The sequence below is a fragment of the Paraglaciecola aquimarina genome (assembly GCF_032464635.1).
In the GTDB taxonomy this organism is placed as follows: Bacteria; Pseudomonadota; Gammaproteobacteria; order Enterobacterales; family Alteromonadaceae; genus Paraglaciecola; species Paraglaciecola aquimarina.
The window spans coordinates 1,564,348-1,584,022 of record NZ_JAWDIO010000002.1; the positions used below are offsets into that span (position 1 = coordinate 1,564,348).

Genomic DNA, 19,675 nt, shown 5'->3' on the forward strand with positions numbered 1-19,675 from the left:
CGTTAATCTTCGGATTCGATGCCAGCACGATTCATCAAGAATTGCGACAACATAGGCACGGGCCTGCCTGTCGAGCCTTTATTCTTACCTCCAACCCAAGCTGTGCCAGCAATATCCATGTGGGCCCAATTGTACTTGCGGGTAAAGCGCGATAAGAAACAAGCGGCCGTGATGGTACCTGCACCTCGTCCACCTAGATTAGCCATATCGGCGAACGGGCTTTCAATTTGCTCTTGGTATTCGTCCCAAAGAGGTAAACGCCACGCTTTGTCGCCACTTTGCTCTGAGGCATTAATTAACTCATGAGCCAAAGGATTATGATTGCTCATCACTCCAGTTGCATGCTTACCTAAGGCAACAACACAGGCACCGGTTAAGGTGGCTACGTCTATCACTAATTCGGGATCAAATCGCTCTACGTAAGTTAAGGCGTCACATAATACCAATCGCCCTTCAGCGTCGGTATTAAGTACTTCTACTGTTTGCCCAGACATAGTGGTTAATATGTCACACAGGACGATATGCATTGGCATCGGGCATGTTTTCACAACCCGCTAGAACACCTACTATGTTAATCGGTAAATTCAATTCACAAACTGTATGCATTGCGCCTAACACACCTGCGGCTCCCCCCATATCGTATTTCATTTCATCCATCGCCTCTCCAGGCTTAATAGAAATACCACCGGAGTCAAAGGTTAAGCCTTTTCCAACCAGTACAACGGGAGCTTGGCCTGCGGGTCCGCCATTGTGTTCCATTATGGTCATAATAGATTCATTGGCTGAGCCCCGACCTACCGCTAGGTATGAATGCATTCCCAATGCATCCATCTGTTGCTCATTGACCGAGCTAACTTGTAGGTTTGAATACGTTTCTGCAAACTTTTCAGCCTGAGCGAGTAAATAAGCTGGATTGCAAATATTAGGTGGCATATTGGCCACGTCTTTCGCAGTTTTACTTCCGGCTGCTACGGCTAAGCCGTGCGCTAAGGCTTTCTCACCAGTAGGCAGTTCTCGACGAGTCGGCACGTTAAATACAATTTTACGCAAAGGACGGCGTAACTCATCCTTTTTGGTTTTAAGTTGTAAAAAGGTATATAAAGAATCTTGTGTGGCCTCTACTGCTTGACGGACTTTCCAGTAGGTATCGCGGCCTTTAACGTGTAGTTCAGTTAAAAAACTAACCGCTTCCATCGAACCTGTTTCATTCAGGGTTTTAATGGTTTTAGAAATTATCTGTTTGTATTGGCGTTCGTCTAACTCTCGTTCTTTGCCACAACCAACCAACAACACTCTTTCACTCAGAATATTAGGCACTTGATGGAGCAACAGCATTTGCCCAGCTCGACCTTCTAGATCGCCCCGTCTTAGTAAATTGCTAATGTAGCCTTCACTAATTATATCTAGTTGCTCAGCAACTGAAGTTAAACGTCTGGGTTCAAATACACCAACGACAATACATGCACTGCGTTGTTTTTCTGGGCTACCACTTTTAACGCTAAATTCCACTACTATTCCTCGGTATTGTGATGTGACAACTAACATTTCACTGCTTGGTTCAATATACCTATTACAATTTTTAGCAAGGCATGATTGGGTAATACAGCAATAATATTGTAAGATTGACTTTAGTCAGACTTAATCTGTAAATTAACAGAGATGTTAGACCCTAAATTCGGGCTATTTTTAAATTAAACTTGTGAAAACACTAAGTTTACTTAAAAATTCCTATTGTGCCACTAAAAATACTACTTTCCTATGGATGCATTGTGCTTATTTTCCGCTATTTAGTTGTAGAAACCTTAAAGTCTCAAGTAGCTGTTTTCATGTTACTGATGGCAATTTTTATTACTCAGAAGTTTGTTCGAGTGTTGGCTGAGGCCTCTAATGGCGAAATTCCCGCCGGTTTGGTGTTAGGTTTTTTGGCATTGAGCATGCCTGTGCTGGCGTCACTTATTTTACCCCTTAGCTTGTTTCTTGGCATCATGTTGGCACATGGCAGATTATACGTAGATAGTGAAATGAGTGTGATGCGAGCCTGTGGGATTAGCGAATGGTACATTACTCGCGTGATGATGGTGTTGGCTGTAACCATGTCTTTAGTCACTGCTTTGTTGACGATGTGGCTGGCACCTCTAGCGGTTGAAAGTGAATACCAATTAGAAGATGAATTAGGTGCGCAAAGTGGTTTAACCACGTTAATTCCTGAGCGATTTCAACAGACAGCCAATCAGCAAGCAGTAATCTTCGTGCATGATATTGATAATGGAGAAAACGCTTTGAGAAAGGTGTTTTTAGCGCAAAAAGAAGTGGACTCTGAAAATGTACATATTGTGTATGCTGATAATGGCGGTGTTTTAGCAGACAGTAATGGCTCTGAGAAGCTGATATTAAATCAGGGGAAACAGTATGAAGGTAAGTTGGGGCAACAAGATTATCGGGTGGTAGAGTTTGATGAGTATCAGATTCAAATCGCTGAGAAACAAGCGGAGAAAAAACGTCGCAAGTTAACAGCTTACTCTACCCAAGACCTGATGCAAGATGATTCAATTGAAGCCATTTCCGAACTACATTGGCGCATCGCCATTCCTTTGTCGTTGCCATTCTTAGTCTTAATTGCCGTACCCATGAGTGCGGCAGATCCAAGGCAAGGGCGATTTGGTAAAATGTTTCCGGCGTTGATGTTGTATCTGGGATATTTTTTATTGTTAATGGCGGGCCGAAAAGCCCTCGAAGAAGGCAACATTCCTGCGGAGCTAGGGCTTTGGTGGGTGCATGGTGTATTGCTGCTGATTGGTGGGATCTTGATCCTAAAAGGTCGGCCAATAGGCGTAAAATTGCGTGCCAGACTGCGAGGAGATGCCCGTGTTTAAAATTCTAGATCTGTATATCGCCCGCACGCTATTGGCAACTACCGCCTTAAGTTTGAGTGTGCTAGTGGGCCTAAGTGCACTGATAAAGTTTATCGAACAAATGAAGCAAGTAGGCCGTGGCAGTTATGATATGACGACGGCTGGCATCTATGTGCTGCTAAGTTTGCCTAGAGAAGTAGAGCAGTTTTTTCCAATGGCGACCTTGATTGGCGGTTTGATTGGCATGGGGATTCTAGCTAGCAATAGTGAACTTGTTGTTATGCAATCAGCAGGGCAGAGTCGGTGGAATATCATTACATCGGCGATGAAATCGGCTTTGCTGATGGTGTTGTTTGTGATGTCAATTGGTGAATGGGTGGCCCCTTTGACTGAAACCAAAGCCAAAGAAATTCGCACCCAGGCAATATCTGGCGGTAGTTTATTTGCCGCTGATAAACTAACTTGGGCTAAAGATGGGGATGACTTTGTCAGTATTGGTGAGGTAGTTGACCGAGATAATTTACGGGACATAAATATTTATGAATTCGACAACAAGCTCGTACTGAGACAAATAACCACCGCTGAAAAAGCCCATTACGGCGGTGATGGTTGGGAGCTGGAGCAGGTTAAGTATACTTTTATCGGCCACCAAAAAATACGTTCTGAACAAATTGACAAAGGCATTTGGAATTCTACTCTTACGCCGGATAAATTAGGAGTAGTAAAAGTAAAACCTGAAGCACTATCTATCCGAGGGTTAGTTGAGTATGTTAACTATCGCAAAAACAATAGCTTAGATCCTAGTCGCTATGAATTGGCATTATGGCGTAAGATCCTGCAACCGATATCGGTTGGGGTGATGCTGCTGATGGCGTTGTCTTTTATTTTTGGCCCATTGCGCAGTGTGACTATGGGCGCAAGAATAATATTAGGTGTACTAACGGGCTTTGGTTTTTTCGTTAGCAATGAAGTGTTTGGTTCGATAAGTTTAGTATATAGCCTCCCGCCCATTGTCGGAGCTGCATTACCTAGTGCTGTGTTTGCTGTTATGTCTGTGTACCTGTTACAGAAAAAAGGCTAAGCTCAAGCTTGCTATTGAGCTACTCTTGTAATTCTTTCCAAGCCGCATGATGGTTAGCATCTTTACTCAGGGCTAAAATTTCTGTTTGGCAGATTCTATCTTGTAAAGATTGCTTGTGTTTCCAGTCAAGCAAGACCAAAAGAGTGCCTAAACCACCCAGTGAGCATACGAGTCGTAATAACGCTCGACCATAGCCGAATGGCTTGTCATTAGTGCTAAATAATCGTAGACGCTGAGACGCGCATACCAATAGTTTGCCCACCGTTTCGCCAAAACCACAAAAAGAAAGTGACGATCCAAAGGCTCACCCAAATTTGCAAAATAGTTTTGTATAGAAGAGACTGCTGAAAAAGTCCATGAAATGCTGGTACTCACCGCCACCGACTAATTCATTGCTGAATGCCACAAGGAGCACTACCATATAAAGCAGTGCTGCACACATACCAATCGCTACAGCAACGAGTAGATCATATATCATTGCTGCAAGACGGCGAAAAAAGCTGGCTCGCGGGAAAGAGGCAGAGGTAGAATTAGTCAAAATAATCACTTCGTAAAATAAAAGCAATTCTATCAGTTATTTAACTCAGATAAAAAACTTTGGCGTAGCCTATTTAGCTAATCCCGACAATTTACTACTTAAAAGTACTAAATTACAGGCGGTAGTGAAGTACGTTTAAGTGGTAAGACAGGGAGGATAAAAATTTAACAACTTATCGCTGTTGAATACTCAAATCTTCTTGGGTTTACATTTTGTTAACAGTTTTTTATTTTCATTAAAGTTATTTGGTATTACCAAATGTAAATAATTGGTTGACAACACTTTATCTATTGGTTACTTTTGTCGGGCAAACTTGATTGGTCTTGATCTGTATAGGCGGCGCTGAATGTCTGTTGGTTACCAGTTATAAGTTTAATTTTATCTATCAATTTGAATATTCATCGGAGAACGTTATGACAATGAAGGGCAAAGTAGCAATCGTAGCAGGCGGCGGTAGAGATATTGGCCGAGCTAGTGCAATTGAATTGGCAAGTAAAGGTGCTAATGTTGTAATTACCTACCATTCAAGTGGCGCAACTGCAGAAAGTGCAGTGAAAGAAATAGAAGCATTAGGCGCTAAAGCGGTAGCCATTCAAGCTGACTTAACGACAGTTGAAGGCGTTAAGAAAACAGTAGACACGACGCTTGAAGCATTTGGCAAAATTGATGTGCTAGTGCATGTTTCTGGTGGTTTATTAGCACGTGTAACTATTGACGAAATGACTAATGAACATTGGGATAACGTTATGGATGTTAACCTTAAATCATTGTTTATGATGTGCCATGCTGTGATTCCACATTTATCAGCAGGTAGCTCAATTGTTACCTTTTCATCACAAGCTGCCCGTGATGGCGGTGGCCCTGGTTCAGTTGCTTATGCTGCATCTAAGGGCGCAGTTACAAGTTTCACTCGTGGTTTGGCAAAAGAGTTGGGACCTAAAGGCATTCGAGTTAACTCACTGTGCCCAGGTATGATCAGTACTGGTTTCCACGATACATTTACTAAAGACGCGGTACGTACAGCAGTGGCTGGTATGACTGCCCTTAAACGTGAAGGCACATCTGAAGAAGTGGCTAAACTAGTTGGTTTCTTAGCTAGCGATGACGCATCTTACATGACCGGCACCAACGTTGATATTAATGCTGGCTTAATTTTCTCTTAACAGTTAATGATAGTTTAATAATAAAAGTAGATAACGCTAACTACTGTACCCTGCGAAAGGCCCTAATTGGGCCTTTTTATATTTTAGGGAACTATATAACCTGAATCCTGAATAAGCCGGACCTCTGGATAACGCTCTTTTTATATCTAGCGCGTTGGACTTGTTTAGTAATAACACCTTATGACGTACAACAATCCGCCTTGCTATACATGAGAAATTTCGTTACCGAATAATATTTAGCTGAGGTTATGTAGACAAAAATTTATTAAGCCATTGAATTATATTGATATTGCTTAGCATAAACTAGTGTGTAGCTTAAACGATACTTCTTATCCAGAATTTAGGTTAAATATCTTAATTGGTTCGATAAAGGAATGTTACTCATTATTAGAGTGTTTGGTTTATTGTTTTGGAGAGAGCAAGAGTGGAAGTTCACTCAGAAAACCCTAAAGATTGTCTGAGTGAAAAATGAATCAATACAATGATTTTTAAGACACTAAATGACTTAATGAATATAAATCACGCGTCTGGCTTGTTTGTTTACGTACTTCTTCTAATGCTTTCTTTTCATTTGCTTCGAATAGAGCGTTAATTAAACGATTGAAGTGATGATGCATGGCTGCTCTAGCAGCTTGTGAATCACGGTCTGCCAAAGCTTGATAGATACTAGTGTGCTCTGCCAGCCTTTTTTCATCACTTTGGCTACACACATCTTTATAAGCGGCTTTAACCAATGGGCTCGTTTCTCGTAATTTCCACAAGTCATTGACAGCCATTAAAATAGCATTATTCCGTGTGGCGCTAGAAATAATCGAATGGAACTCTTTATCAGCTAGTTCTGGATTTATTCCTTTGCCCATTTCTACTAAGGTTTGCTTTAATCGCACCAACTCTTCTTCGGTAATAGTAGTGGCAGCTAATGCGGCGGCCTCACCTTCTACTAACGCACGTGCTTGAGTTAGTTCAAATGCGCTGATAGACAGGCTTGAGCACGGTTTAGTGTGCTCTAATACATAAACGCCTGAGCCCGTTTTAACTTCAACCCGTTCTAGCACTTCTAGCGCTATAATTGCTTCACGAATAGTTGGGCGGCTCACTGCAAAGTTCTCTGCTAATTCCCGTTCAGGTGGCAAGCGACTACCTGGCGGATACTGCCCTGAATCAATTAATTCCTCAATTTTGGCTACTATATTCCAAAACAGTCGACGGTTTTTCATCCTCAATTCCTCTACTAAACGGTACCTGTCTTTATTTCAAAGTTGGTCCGAAGATACAACGATAAACAAGGGTACTTACATATTATGCTGTTCGTTATAGCATGATTTTAACAAAATTAAAATTGGTTACATTGTCTCGCTGTTTTTTGGTAATTCCAATTTGTTGGATATTGGTAATAATAAAAATGTTAAATTGGTTAATATTTATTTGACAAGTCGTTGAGCTATTGGTTACATTGTGTTGTCTCCACCTAAAAAGTCACGCGAGAAATAACACATGTTAACAACGCCAAAACTAAATAAAATAAACCGTGGAATAGTGGCATATTATGCAAGACGTAATATTGCTCATTCACTCTTTGCCTCATCATTAGTATGCATGATGGCAACGCCAGTATTAGCCCAAGAAACGCCTTCAGCCGACACCAGTAATGACGATAGAGTTGAAGTCATAGAGGTGTCTGGTTTGCGAGGAACAATTACGCGTTCTTTGAATGAAAAGAAAAATAACACTTCTATTGTTGATGCGATCGCCGCTGCAGATTTTGGAGAACTGCCGGGGTTGTCTCTATCGGATATAATTGAAAATATTGCTGGTGCTTCTGGTCATAGATTGAAAGGGAGCCAAAACGAAATTTCGATTCGTGGTTTAGGTTCTTATTGGGGGTATTCAACCTTTAATGGTCGAACTATCACCAATGCTGGCCCCGGTCGAGCGGTTAACTTTAAGAAATTCCCATCTGATTTAGTCGACAAAGTCGTTATATATAAATCACAACAAGCTAATTTAGTTGAAGGGGGCACGTCGGGAACAATTGACGTGACTTCTTTACGTCCAATTGATTACGGAAAAAGTTTAACCACCGTTGAAGCGAGTGGGATTTACAACAGTTATTACAACGATGTTGATGGTGGTGACACTAATCCGTGGGGATCAAAATTTGTGATTTCGACTGTAAGACAGTGGGAAACAGATGATTTCGGCGCCATGGGTTTTAGTTTGGGGTATGTAGACAATAACGACTCCAATCCAGAAGAAAACTACGGTGGTAGCTCACAAATGCGTGTTTGTGCGTTGCGTGGGGCTGACGGTTCGGTTTTAGATGGAGAAAATGGCGACCTAGTAAAGGGTGGTCGCGATTGTGATGATACCGCGCAAGGTGTTTCAGCCGGTCGCCAAGGTAGTTCCCCCATCATTGGTAATCATACTGATCTCGCTGACTTTGATGAAAGCTCTGTGTTTTATGTGCCAAGCAACCTGTATTGGCGTACAGGGGAAGATACGGATGATCGAGAAAATGTGGTTGCCACTTTTCAATGGCAACCTAATGATGAATGGGATATCAATTTTGATTTTGAATACAGTCATTTATTCTATGAAGAAAAACGTATGGAACTGGGACTTTCAAATAATTTAGAAAACCTAACCAATCATGTTATTGGCGACGATCATACTTTACTTTATGTTGAAGGTAGAACCGAAGCACAGTTAAATGGCGAAAACCGTACCCAAAAAGACGTGTATAAGGGCGGCGGTTTTAATGTCGCTTATTTGCCAAATGATGACTTAACAATCGAAGCAGACTTTTCATACTCTGAATCTTACCGTTACAGATTGCGTCATAGAAGCCAAATGCGCTCTAAAGATTTTCATGATTACTCATTGGATCGCAGAGATACCAACGTTGGCACGTTGACGTTTACCGATGGCTTTGATCCGAGCGATATGAGCAATTTTGTAAATGACAACGGCGTGGCTCGACTTGACTACAGACGTACTCATGAAGAACGAAATGATGATATTTGGGCGTTTAAATTAGACGGCGAATATGCTCTCGAACATGATATTTTTTCTTCGCTTACGGCTGGTTTTCGTTATTCAGAAGAAAGTCTATACGACGAACAAACGACAGATAATTCGATTACTTTCGAAGGCGTACAAAGAAACGGCAATACTGATACCGACGATAATAGTTGGGGCAATAATAACCCCGAGACACATGCTGCTTTGACAGCTAGCATTGTCAATAATTGTGGAAATGATCACAATAACAGCGGTTTGTTTGATGAAGAAAATGCCGGATCGGCAAGCAACTTTGCTACCTACGATACTAAGTGTTTCATCGGGGAAATATTAAATATTATTCCTAGCTCCCAAGGCAATGGATTTTACGATATTGGTGAGCGTCCAGATTTACGAGATGGCGCCGACCGTTATGTTGACGAAGATATTTTCTCTGCCTATGTGATGGCAAACATTGATACTGAAATTGGCAATGTTGGTGTGACAGGGAATCTTGGCTTGCGCATGGTGCAAACTACGACTCATTCTGATGGTTTTGGTGATAAAGCCTATGTGACCACGGAAGATGATGGCACATTCAGCACGACCACAGTCAGCCCTAATGGTGATTCTATTTCGGAATTAACCTTAGATTCTAAATATACCGAATGGTTACCGAGTTTGAATTTGAGCTTTGCTGTTACAGACGAGTTTATCGTTCGTACAGCAGCCTACCAAGCAATCTCACGTTTTCAATTAAATGCGATGTCTGCTGGGGTTTCACTTAACACCTGTGGCGTCGACAATGATGACTGTAATACTGACTTTAATCAGGCCGTATTATCAAGCTCAGCAAGCGGCAACCATTTACAACCATACCGCTCTGATAACTATGATTTATCTTTAGAATACTATCCAAGCGAAGATGCGGCCGTCACCTTAGCGTTTTATTGGAAAGACTTTACCGGTGGCTATGTGTCTACCACTGAACTACGAGATATTGTCGTTAGTTTAGACGGTGTCGATACGGTGATTCCTAATGTGGGTACCACGGTAAATCAAACTGCAGATGAATCTTCAACAATAAAAGGGTATGAATTCACCGCTCAGAAAGCGTTCACTGAATTGCCAGCACCATTTGATGGCTTAGGTGCAAGTGTGGCGTACAACCATGCTATCTCCGATTTTGTTTCGCCAGAAGTGGGTAGCCCAGGCATTGTACCTGATGCAAACTTATTTGGATTTTCTAAAGATGTGGCATCGGCCTCGGTGTATTGGGAAGGTGATGATGTGACGTTACGTTTACTATTTAAACATCGTTCTAAGTATTTCCAACCGAATAACTTGCCGTTCCCGAGTCGCTCTCATCGATATGTTCAAGAGCAAAACTATGTGGATTTTTCGGCCAAATATAAAATCTCCAAAAAAGTATCGGTGTCTTTTAAAGCGCTTAACTTGCTAAACGAACCACAAGTGATGACGCGAGGCAATGACACGACAGTATCTGATTACTCTCGTACCGGTGCTAAGTTTAATTTGGGAATTAAAGCTAAGTTTTAAGAGCAAAAGCTAAGTTGTTGATTTTTTTGTCTACACTTAGTTCGTTTAAAAGCTCTCTATGACCGCACTTGTAGGGAGCTTTTACCTTTAATTTAATCTTCAGTAACACAAGTAGAAAAATATGCAGCCTAACTCAAATTCTGTTTTCTTCACGCTAACTAGTGTGTTTTTAATGTTGTTAATGGTGGGATGTTCCTCATCTACACCTAATGTACAGTCTGTGACTAATGAGTACTTAGTCTCCACCCCCGAAGAGTATCGAATTGCGCTGAATAATATTAAACCTGGTGGCAGCATCGTGCTAAAAAATGGCACTTGGCGCGACTTCGAAATAGTATTCAAAGGTAAAGGAAGTGAGTCATCTCCTATCACTTTACGAGCGCAGACTCCGGGGAAAGTTATTTTATCTGGGCAATCCAATTTAAGTTTAGGCGGGGAGTATTTAGTTGTTTCTGGCTTAGTGTTTAAAAATGGTTATACGCCTACAGGCGAGGTCATTTCATTTCGACTAAACGAAGATGAATTAGCTTACCACAGCAGAGTAACTGAAGTGGTGATAGACAACTACAGTAACCCAGAGAAATTTGAGCAAGATAAATGGGTCGTCATGTATGGCCAACATAACCGCTTTGATCACAGCAATTTAGTCGGTAAACGTAATGCAGGTGTCACTATGACAGTGCGTTTGAATACCGAATCTAGTCAGCAAAATTTCCATAGAATCGATCACAACTATTTTGGGCCTCGTCCAACTTTGGGGTCAAACGGTGGCGAAACTTTGCGTATTGGTACTAGCCATTATTCACTAACAGATTCTTTGACCACTATCGAAAACAACTATTTTGACCGTTGCGATGGTGAGGTAGAGATTATTTCCAATAAATCTGGAAAAAATAAAATACTCAATAATGTCTTTTACGAATCTCGTGGCACACTGACTTTGCGCCACGGAAATGGCAACCTAGTAGAAGGTAATGTGTTTTTTGGCAATGGCGTTGATCACACGGGTGGTATTCGAATCATCAATAGTGATCAAATTGTACGCAACAACTATATGGAAGGTTTAACCGGTTACAGGTTTGGTAGTGGCTTTACTGTAATGAATGGTGTGCCCAATTCTAGTATCAATCGATACCACCAAGTCAATAACGCATTAATTGAAAACAACAGTTTATTCAACGTCGACCACTTCCACCTGGCTGCAGGCAGTGATGCGGAACGCACAGCTGCGCCAATTAATTCTAGAATGATCAATAACCTAATGGTGAATGAGAACGGCAGTGATGGAATTAGTATTTTCGATGATATTAGTGGTATTAATTTTGTAGGTAACGTTTTACCTACTGGCACTAAACCTACAATCGAGAATGGATTTAGCGTACAAGACGTTGAACTAAAACGCGCCGAAAATGGACTGTTGTATCCCACGTCAACCAGCTTAGCAGATAAAGGTGTGAGCAGAGATATTCAGCCAATTAGCAAAGATCAAGTAGGCGCTCCATGGTATCCAAAAACAGAATCAGAGGTGGACTTTGATTCAGGTAAAACGATTAATGTTGCTAACCAAAAAGGCGCATTGCTTGACGGGATTCAACAAGCTCAATCTGGTGATGTTTTACTTCTAGCCGATGGTGACTACCAAGTGAGTAAAGTTATTAAGCTCACTAAAACCCTTACGATAAAAGCAAGTCATCCAGGAAAAGTGACACTTTATCCTCAACGCTCTACGTTTGTGGATATTGCAGATTTTGGTAATTTGAAACTAGTAGATTTAATTATTGACGGTAAACAAGCGCCAGATTCTGCGGGCAATACCCTAATCCGAACGTCTCGTATTCCAATGCAACGTAATTATCGGTTGGAATTACTAGGAAACGAAGTGACCAATCTAGATGTTAATCACTCTTTTCACGTGTTTGACGCCGGCTTTAGAAGCTTTGCTGACAACATTGTTTTCAATGCTAATACCTTCTCGAATATCACAGGTGACATTCTTAGGTTAAATAAAGAAACTGACGATTTAGGCATTTATAATGCAGAGTATATTTATGTAAAAGGTAATGTTTTCAATAATGTAGAAGGTGCAATCGCCAAAGTTTATCGTGGCGGAACTGATGAAAGTACATTTGGACCTCATTTGCTTATGAGCAAAAACATCCTGAAAAATGTGGGTAAAGGCAAACGAAATACCAGTCAAGCAGCGGTGAAATTGCACGGAGTGCAAGTTGCGACTATAGAACAAAATCAATTCAACCAATCAGCGCCAGTGGACGTTGAGCACACCGTTGGGCAACCTATTACTAAAATTATTGATAATGATTTTAGTCAAACAGCGGCACCCAAAATTGTTGAGTTGAGAGTTGCTGGCCAGCACACAGCTATTCTCAAAAATAACAAAGTACATTGATGATTTGGCACCCTGCGGTAAGTTTAGACTGGTTTCTAAATGGATATTAGGGGCTTCAGCATTAGCTGTTGCTATAAAGCTTTTAGCTCTTTAGCCATATCAAGAGCAACAATGAGTTATGTAAGTGCGGAGTTGGCGGGAAATTGAGTCGTTAACAAGAGATTTTTAATCTGGCAATGATGCTAGGTAAACAAGAGTACAAAAATATGAAAATGAAAAACTTACGCTGGTGGATAGTCTTTTTAGTCGCCTTAGCAACTGTAATCAACTACATTGACCGCTCGGCGCTCAGTGTGTTGTGGCCTGATATTGTAGAAGATTTGTTTCCCGATGAAACCGCTTTAGAGCGTAAACAAATTTACGCCAATATCTCGATTGTTTTCATATTATCTTATGCATTTGGTCAGGCTATTTTTGGAAAAATATTCGACTGGGTCGGGACTAGACTTGGCTTTGTGCTGTCTATTGGTGTGTGGTCTTTGGCTACCGCAGCTCATGCTTTTGCTCAGGGCGTTTTGAGCTTCAGTATTTTCCGAGCGGTATTGGGTGTTGCCGAAGCTGGTAACTGGCCTGGAGCAGCTAAGAGCAATGCTGATTGGTTTCCTACTAAAGAGCGTGCTCTAGCGCAAGGTATTTTTAATTCCGGTGCGGCAATTGGCGGTATTATTGCTATCCCTTTAATTGCCTTAATGACGGTTTACTTTAGCTGGCAAATGGTATTTGTCATTATTGGTTTAGTGGGGCTGTTATGGCTCATTCCTTGGATTATTCTCGTTAAAGCGCCACCTAAATCTCACCCTTGGATCACTGAAGAAGAGCGTGAATACATTTTAACCGGCCAGAGAACTGTTGATGCAAAAGAGTCTGATGGTGATGAAGATGAATACAACCCTTCGACCGGCGAGCTACTTTCTCGCAAACAAAGCTGGGGAGTCATTATTGCGTCAGCGGCGATTGATCCTATTTGGTGGTTATTTGTGTTCTGGATCCCTATCTACCTGAATGAAGTTTATGGCATGGACGTTAAAGCCATTGGCATATACGGATGGGTTCCTTACGTCGGAGCTATGCTTGGTGCGTGGTTTGGCGGACTGCTAGCCCAAAACAGACTTAAAGCTGGCTGGAACGTCAATAAAACTCGTAAACTAATTATCACTTTAGGTTGTTTGATTATGTTGCCTGCACTGTTAGCGATGGCAAACCCAGGTGGACCTACTACGGCTGTGATTATTATGGCTGTGATCTTATTTGGATTCCAAACTGTAATTGGTAACGTACAAACCTTACCAAGCGATCTTTACGGTAAAAAAGCAGTAGGCACCTTGTCTGGATTTTCAGGCATGGCCGCGAAGTTAGGGGCTTTGGGTTTAACCGCGTTAGTGCCTATTTTGACTGCAGACGGTAACTATACTCCTGCATTTATTATTGGCGCGTCGTTAGCTGTGATAGCCATGTTAGCGGTTTGGATTTTGATTCCTAACGTTGAACGATTGAAAAGCCTCAAATAACATTTTGATTTAGTCTTAATTAACTGTTCATCGACCTACGGCCAAGTTCGTTGGAATTACACGGCGGCAGATCGCTGCTGCCGCCAAGTGTCAACTTTCAAAGGGGAATATAGATGAACGACAACCAAGGTTGCTTATGCAAAAAGTAGTACTATTTGGCGAATGCATGCTTGAACTAAGACAAGGTGGCACACATTCAATGAGCCACTCTTTTGCAGGCGATGCGTTCAATACAGCCGTATATCTTAAACGATTGTTTGGCAACATGGACGTTAGCTTTATGACTGCAATTGGTGATGACAGTATCAGTAAACAAATGCATGAGAACTGCCTAAATGAAGGGCTCAACAACCAATTTGTTTTCACCGATAATGAACGAGCGCTAGGGATCTATTTGGTACAAACCGATGAACAAGGAGAGCGTTCATTTGTATACTGGCGTGAAAATTCTGCTGCTCGGCATGTAATGCAACACGTGACGCAAAATGTCATCGATCAGCTTTCGACCGCCGATTTATTTTTCTTTTCAGGAATAAGTTTGGCCGTCATAGTGCCAGAGCAGCGTGCCGTTTTTTGGGATATGTTAAAACAGCTGAAACAAGCGGGCGTTAAAATTGTGTTCGATCCTAACTATCGAGCAAGATTGTGGCGCAGTGAAGATGAAGCAAAAGTTGAGTTTGAACAAGCTTGCGTGTTATCTAATCTATTGCTACCGGGAATCGAAGACTTCAGCCAACTCTATCAACTGACAACGGCAGAGCAAATCGTTGAATTTTGCAAACCGTTTCAAATTGAAGAAATGATAATCAAGCATGGTGCTGAATCACTTTATATTGTAGAGCAAGAGCATATAGAAGAAGTTAAGATAACCCCTAGCACAAAGGTTATTGATACCACCTCGGCTGGCGATTCATTTAATGGCGTATATCTTGGCGCTAGTCTAGCCGGATATGAGGCTAGACGCGCGGTAGAACTTGCTTCTGCAGCCGCTTCTTGCGTAATTCAACATCCAGGCGCCATTGCCCCGGCACAGGCTTTTGGCCATTATATGAGACAGCGTTTTGGGGAATTATCGTTTGCTGGCTAAAATTTCATCAAACTAACATCTAGTTGTGATAAAAAACTTGCAAGCCAAGCGCTGATAGCTATAATGCCTGCCTCTTGAAGATTGCTTGAGTTACTAAGCACTTCAATTAAATGCCAGTGTGATGGAATTGGTAGACATGACGGATTCAAAATCCGTTGCAGCAATGCGTGGCGGTTCGAGTCCGCCCACTGGTACCATCTACTAATCGTTGAGATTAGAAGATTAAATAAACCTGCTAATAGCAGGTTTTTTTGTATCTGGGGTTTGTGGAGCGATAAACGAAGTATAGTCATATACACACCCTCGATGATCGGCACCCAATCTCAGCGTCCTTGCTAAGATGTTAAAACAAACGGAGCTGTGCTCCTAAAAGCCTCGTTTTAGCGCACTGGTACCACTTCTATTTGTTAAGATTAACATCAATTGAGACACCCATAACTGTAGACATTACCTTTTAGAAACTGCCACCGAATTCAATTATGGGTGTCTTTGTTATTCAGTTCATTAATCAAGGGTGTCTCAATTGAGTACAATATGAAAAAATGCGCAGGATATTTAATCTTGAATTTAGGCTAGAAGCAGCTTAATTGCGTGATGTGCTAGGAGGTAGTTTGAAAAAGTTTCTTTATTTACTCGTTTCTTTGACTGTGATTTCAGGATGCTCTGTGTCGCCGAAATCAAGTTTTGTTTACTACAAAAGTTTGGAGCCAACATCATGTAACTTGGTCGTTGGATTGAGGCAAGAAGGTAACCAACTAATATACAAAGTTTCTACGGATGCTCGTTCTGCTAACGGTACTTTTGTGCAAAGGGGTCAACAAATTATATTCTCGGGGCTATACGCTTCAGAATCGTCCGGTAATTCCAAACTTGAAATAAGTGCGATGCAGCAAGGTGATAAATTAACAATCCAAAATTACGGCAATAGCATGAATTTCTTCACGCTTTTCTCTGAGTGCGAAAACAAATATCTCTCCTTAGTTAAAGTACGCACATAGCAAGTAATAGAGCTTAGGCTAAAGGACGCTAATTGAGACTTGGATAACCGCCCTCGAGCTTAATGGCAAAATTACAGACCGACACTAAAGCTAGCCATGAATGGTAAATTCTAAATTACCATTAACCTAAAACACCGTCATTCCTGCATGTAGTTAGCAGGAATCAGCCCTTATGGTCTAAACACCAATTGAGACACCCATAACAAACATCAATTGAGACACCCATAACTGTGGACCTAACTTTATAGAGACCGCCATAGAGTTCAATCGTGGGTGTCTTTGTTATTCTTTCATTGCATTAAATTATCGGCAAAGTTGGTAATAGCAGTGAAATTAAGTATGTAAATTATGTTTCAGTTTTAAATATGCCTAGCTAGCCTAGGCTCAGAAGGATATTTTAGCCGTTATTTTACTTAGTTAATCGTTTGATTTTGTGCGAAACATTGCTTGTTTGCATAATGTTCTGCATTATACTTAATCGTTTAACTATACTTCCCGTGATATAAATTATAATGAGTTCAAAAGTAAAACCTGTAATGACACTTAAAAGTGTGGCTAAAACACTTAGTGTTTCTACTGCAACGATTTCTAATGCCTTTAGTCGTCCAGATCAATTATCAAAGTCGTTACGGGAAAAGATATTGAAAGAATGTAGTACTTTGGGTTATCACGGCCCAAATATTACAGCTCGCTCTTTACGAAAAGGTAAGTCTGGGGTATTAGGGGTACTATTAAGTGATCCTTTGAGTTATTACTTTAACGATCCTGTGGCTAACCAGTTCTTGTCTGGAATTGCAGAAACAGTAGAGCAGCATCAAAAACAATTACTTATGTTGTCAGGCGCTGACTCAGGCAAAACCAATACTGGTATTGAGTCATTGCCAGATTCATTTATTGTATATGGCAGCCAAGAACATAACCCTTTGTACAATCGAATCATCCAAACTGGGAAGCCTATAGTTACAGTAGATTTTGATGCACCGGAATTTGGTTCAATTAACGTTGATAATCAAGCGGCTGCTTATGAAGTGGCAAGTTATGCTTTAAAGAAGAGAAGTGCTCCTCATGCTGCAATATTAGGCTTAAGGTTGATTCATTCTGAAAGAGTGTGTCGCATAACTGATGACGAGCTATACGATGAAAGTGAGTCTGTTGCTCGAAGAAGACTAAACGGTTATAAACAGGCTGCTGAAGAAAGTAACATTGCATTGTCTTCTGAACTGATTTGGCATATTCCGCATAACACTTTTGCATTAGCTAAACGAGCTGCCAAGGAGTTACTTTCTGTCACGCCTCGGCCAAATATCATTTTATGTATGAGTGACGTTATCGCGAGCGCGGTATTGAACGTTGCTGCTGAAATGGGGGTATCTGTGCCTGCCGAGATAGGGGTAGTTGGCTTTGATGACATTCCAGAAGCGAGTAGAACGTCTCCACCACTCACAACTATTTGTCAAAAAAGTAAGGAAAAAGGTAAACAAGCTGTACTGATGTTAGTAAAAGGTGACACTAGTAGTAAAATATTAATGCCTACTGAGCTTATTGTGCGAGATAGTGCTTAATATGTTGTTTTTTGTATAAATAATTTAATAAATCGGGCGTAATTGAATTATTTCCACTCTTTATTTTTCTCCTTTTTATATAACCAATTTAAGTAAATGTTAATTAATTTAAGATCTTCTGTTGATCTTTTGCTAAAAACCGTACACAATTACTTAAACGTTTAAGTTGAATGCTTTCTTGTGCAGTTTATGTGAGTGAACATCCAATTTAATTAAAGTGTGAAGGTTTTCTCCATTAGTTTTAAAAATAAAGTTAATCTGTGGTTGAGACTTAAATTTAAACGATTTAGTTAAGGAGCTATTTAAATAATGAATAATAAAGTGCAACTAATTACATACATTGACCGGCTGAGTTCTGGCAATGTACAAGATATGAATGCCATTCTTAACAAGCAATTAGCTGGTTTGTTTGGAGGTGTGCATTGTTTACCATTTTACTATCCAATTGATGGCTCTGACGCAGGGTTTGATCCTATTGACCATACTAAAGTAGATGAAAGGCTAGGTGATTGGTCTGATGTTAAGGCTCTAGGATCACAATTTGAAGTCATGGCTGACATGATAGTTAATCATATGTCAGCCGAGTCTCCCCAGTTTCAAGATGTTTTGGCTAAGGGGAAAGCTTCGAAATATTACCCACTATTTTTGACTAAAGAAAAAGTATTCGGTGAAAATCCTAGCAAGGATGATTTACAGAAAATCTATCGTCCACGGCCAACACCTTGTTTTAGTCAATACGATTTGGCTGGTGGTGAGGTAGAGAACTTTTGGACAACCTTTACTTCAAATCAAATAGATGTTGATGTGCAGTCATCTGCAGGAGAAGCGTATTTAGATGACATTATGACTCAGTTTGCTGAAGCAAATGTCTCTTTTATAAGATTAGATGCTGCTGGATATGCTATTAAAAAGCCGGGCACAAATTGTTTCATGCTAGATGAGACATTTGAATTTATTCAAGATTTATCTAAAAAAGCCAAAGATAAAGGTATGAAGTGTCTGGTAGAAATCCATTCTCACTTTCAAACTCAAGTAAAAATCGCCCAAAAAGTGGATCTAGTGTATGACTTTGCATTACCACCATTAATCCTGCATTTCTTATTTACCAAAAATGCCGCTCCATTAGTAAAGTGGTTAGATGTTTCACCTCGAAACTGTGTCACTGTGCTGGATACCCATGATGGCATTGGGATAATTGATGTGGGTAAGTATGACGGAAAACCAGGCTTACTTGATGATGATTCTATTGACCAATTAGTTGAGAAGATTCATCTAAACAGTCATGGGCAAAGTCAAAAGGCAACGGGAACTGCGGCTAGTAACGTTGACTTATATCAGGTTAATTGTACTTACTATGACGCATTAGGTGCTAATGATAAATCCTATTTATTAGCTCGTGCCATTCAGTTCTTTTGCCCTTAGTATTCCCCAAGTCTATTACATGGGTTTATTAAGTATTCAGAATGATATGGCATTACTCGAAAAAACTAACGTAGGTCGAGATATTAATCGTGGCTACTTAAATGCAGAAATTATTGAGTCACAAATAGCTAAACCAGTAGTTAGAGCCTTGTGTAATTTGATTAAGTTAAGAAATAACTCTTCAGCCTTCAACGGTCAATTCACTCATACGTTAAATGATGAATATGTAACCTTGAGTTGGTTAAATGATAAAAACTCAGCTGAATTGCAAATTGACTTATGCGAGTTAACTGCGGATTTAACTTTTAATGAAAATGGTAATACTTCCAAATATACCTTAGAAGGCTTATTGACAGCATGAGATCATTAATGTGCTTTAACGTTAAAGAAAAAACTGCAACACAGAACTCTACTAAATGTGATATAAAAGTACATTTTTTGTTAATTAAATGCACTTCTATGTTGCAAGTTGGGTTTTTTTAGATATCATAACTTAA

At 40.6% G+C, this 19,675-nt stretch carries 11 protein-coding genes, 1 tRNA gene and 2 pseudogenes; 11 read left to right on the forward strand and 3 right to left on the reverse strand.

The window, feature by feature from the left end; translation table 11 throughout:
- Nucleotides 1-2: 2 nt before the first annotated feature.
- Nucleotides 3-1,509, reverse strand: a pseudogene (gene pepA / locus RS130_RS08105) (leucyl aminopeptidase).
- A gap of 260 nt (nucleotides 1,510-1,769) precedes the next feature.
- Here pepA and lptF point away from each other — a divergent pair.
- Both lptF and lptG read left to right on the forward strand, forming a co-directional pair.
- Nucleotides 1,770-2,873 carry an LPS export ABC transporter permease LptF gene (gene lptF / locus RS130_RS08110; RefSeq protein WP_316025533.1) on the forward strand — a complete coding sequence of 368 codons (1,104 nt, stop codon included), beginning with the start codon at nucleotides 1,770-1,772 and terminating at the stop codon, nucleotides 2,871-2,873.
- Entirely contained in the window at nucleotides 2,866-3,933 is a 1,068-nt protein-coding gene (gene lptG / locus RS130_RS08115) for an LPS export ABC transporter permease LptG (RefSeq protein WP_316025534.1), read from the forward strand. The genes lptF and lptG overlap by 8 nt, the downstream gene beginning before the upstream one ends.
- A gap of 19 nt (nucleotides 3,934-3,952) precedes the next feature.
- Here lptG and RS130_RS08120 read toward each other — a convergent pair whose 3' ends face one another.
- Entirely contained in the window at nucleotides 3,953-4,195 is a 243-nt protein-coding gene (locus tag RS130_RS08120) for a hypothetical protein (RefSeq protein ID WP_316025535.1), read from the reverse strand.
- A gap of 689 nt (nucleotides 4,196-4,884) precedes the next feature.
- On the opposite strand from RS130_RS08120, the gene RS130_RS08125 reads away from it, so the two are divergent.
- Nucleotides 4,885-5,634: an SDR family NAD(P)-dependent oxidoreductase gene (locus RS130_RS08125; RefSeq protein ID WP_316025536.1), complete on the forward strand. Its 750-nt coding sequence runs from the start codon at nucleotides 4,885-4,887 to the stop codon at nucleotides 5,632-5,634.
- Between the two features lie 488 nt (nucleotides 5,635-6,122).
- On the opposite strand, the gene RS130_RS08130 is transcribed toward RS130_RS08125, so the two are convergent.
- Nucleotides 6,123-6,851, reverse strand: coding sequence for a FadR/GntR family transcriptional regulator (locus RS130_RS08130; protein ID WP_316025537.1), 729 nt, complete (start codon nucleotides 6,849-6,851; stop codon nucleotides 6,123-6,125).
- A 277-nt stretch (nucleotides 6,852-7,128) separates the two neighbouring features.
- On the opposite strand from RS130_RS08130, the gene RS130_RS08135 reads away from it, so the two are divergent.
- The 8 genes and pseudogenes from RS130_RS08135 (at nucleotide 7,129) to gtfA (ending at nucleotide 19,539) form a co-directional block, all read left to right on the forward strand.
- Complete coding sequence (locus tag RS130_RS08135; protein ID WP_316025538.1) at nucleotides 7,129-10,194, forward strand: TonB-dependent receptor; 3,066 nt, start codon at nucleotides 7,129-7,131, stop codon at nucleotides 10,192-10,194.
- A 121-nt stretch (nucleotides 10,195-10,315) separates the two neighbouring features.
- A complete protein-coding gene (locus RS130_RS08140; RefSeq protein WP_428982745.1) occupies nucleotides 10,316-12,601 on the forward strand; it encodes a polysaccharide lyase 6 family protein in 2,286 nt (761 codons plus the stop codon).
- A 206-nt stretch (nucleotides 12,602-12,807) separates the two neighbouring features.
- Nucleotides 12,808-14,109 carry an MFS transporter gene (locus tag RS130_RS08145; protein ID WP_316025539.1) on the forward strand — a complete coding sequence of 434 codons (1,302 nt, stop codon included), beginning with the start codon at nucleotides 12,808-12,810 and terminating at the stop codon, nucleotides 14,107-14,109.
- Nucleotides 14,110-14,245: 136 nt separating this feature from the next.
- Nucleotides 14,246-15,196: a sugar kinase gene (locus RS130_RS08150; protein WP_316025540.1), complete on the forward strand. Its 951-nt coding sequence runs from the start codon at nucleotides 14,246-14,248 to the stop codon at nucleotides 15,194-15,196.
- A 112-nt stretch (nucleotides 15,197-15,308) separates the two neighbouring features.
- A tRNA-Leu gene (locus RS130_RS08155) sits at nucleotides 15,309-15,393 on the forward strand.
- Nucleotides 15,394-15,807: 414 nt separating this feature from the next.
- Nucleotides 15,808-16,194 (forward strand): hypothetical protein, encoded by a 387-nt coding sequence (locus RS130_RS08160; RefSeq protein ID WP_316025541.1) that lies wholly within the window; start codon nucleotides 15,808-15,810, stop codon nucleotides 16,192-16,194.
- 536 nt (nucleotides 16,195-16,730) lie between these two features.
- The gene (locus tag RS130_RS08165; protein ID WP_316025542.1) at nucleotides 16,731-17,756 is read left to right on the forward strand and encodes a LacI family DNA-binding transcriptional regulator; all 1,026 of its coding nucleotides are present in this window, start codon (nucleotides 16,731-16,733) and stop codon (nucleotides 17,754-17,756) included.
- A 309-nt stretch (nucleotides 17,757-18,065) separates the two neighbouring features.
- A pseudogene (gene gtfA, locus RS130_RS08170) lies at nucleotides 18,066-19,539 on the forward strand (sucrose phosphorylase).
- Nucleotides 19,540-19,675 lie beyond the last annotated feature (136 nt).

What these genes read in the sequence shown, in the direction of transcription:
- RS130_RS08125 (WP_316025536.1), top strand. Translation starts at nt 4,885, where the DNA reads ATGACAATGAAGGGCAAAGTAGCAATCGTAGCAGGCGGCGGTAGAGAT.
- RS130_RS08130 (WP_316025537.1), bottom strand. Translation starts at nt 6,851, where the DNA reads ATGAAAAACCGTCGACTGTTTTGGAATATAGTAGCCAAAATTGAGGAA.
- RS130_RS08135 (WP_316025538.1), top strand. Translation starts at nt 7,129, where the DNA reads ATGTTAACAACGCCAAAACTAAATAAAATAAACCGTGGAATAGTGGCA.
- RS130_RS08140 (WP_428982745.1), top strand. Translation starts at nt 10,316, where the DNA reads ATGCAGCCTAACTCAAATTCTGTTTTCTTCACGCTAACTAGTGTGTTT.
- RS130_RS08145 (WP_316025539.1), top strand. Translation starts at nt 12,808, where the DNA reads ATGAAAATGAAAAACTTACGCTGGTGGATAGTCTTTTTAGTCGCCTTA.
- RS130_RS08150 (WP_316025540.1), top strand. Translation starts at nt 14,246, where the DNA reads ATGCAAAAAGTAGTACTATTTGGCGAATGCATGCTTGAACTAAGACAA.
- RS130_RS08165 (WP_316025542.1), top strand. Translation starts at nt 16,731, where the DNA reads ATGACACTTAAAAGTGTGGCTAAAACACTTAGTGTTTCTACTGCAACG.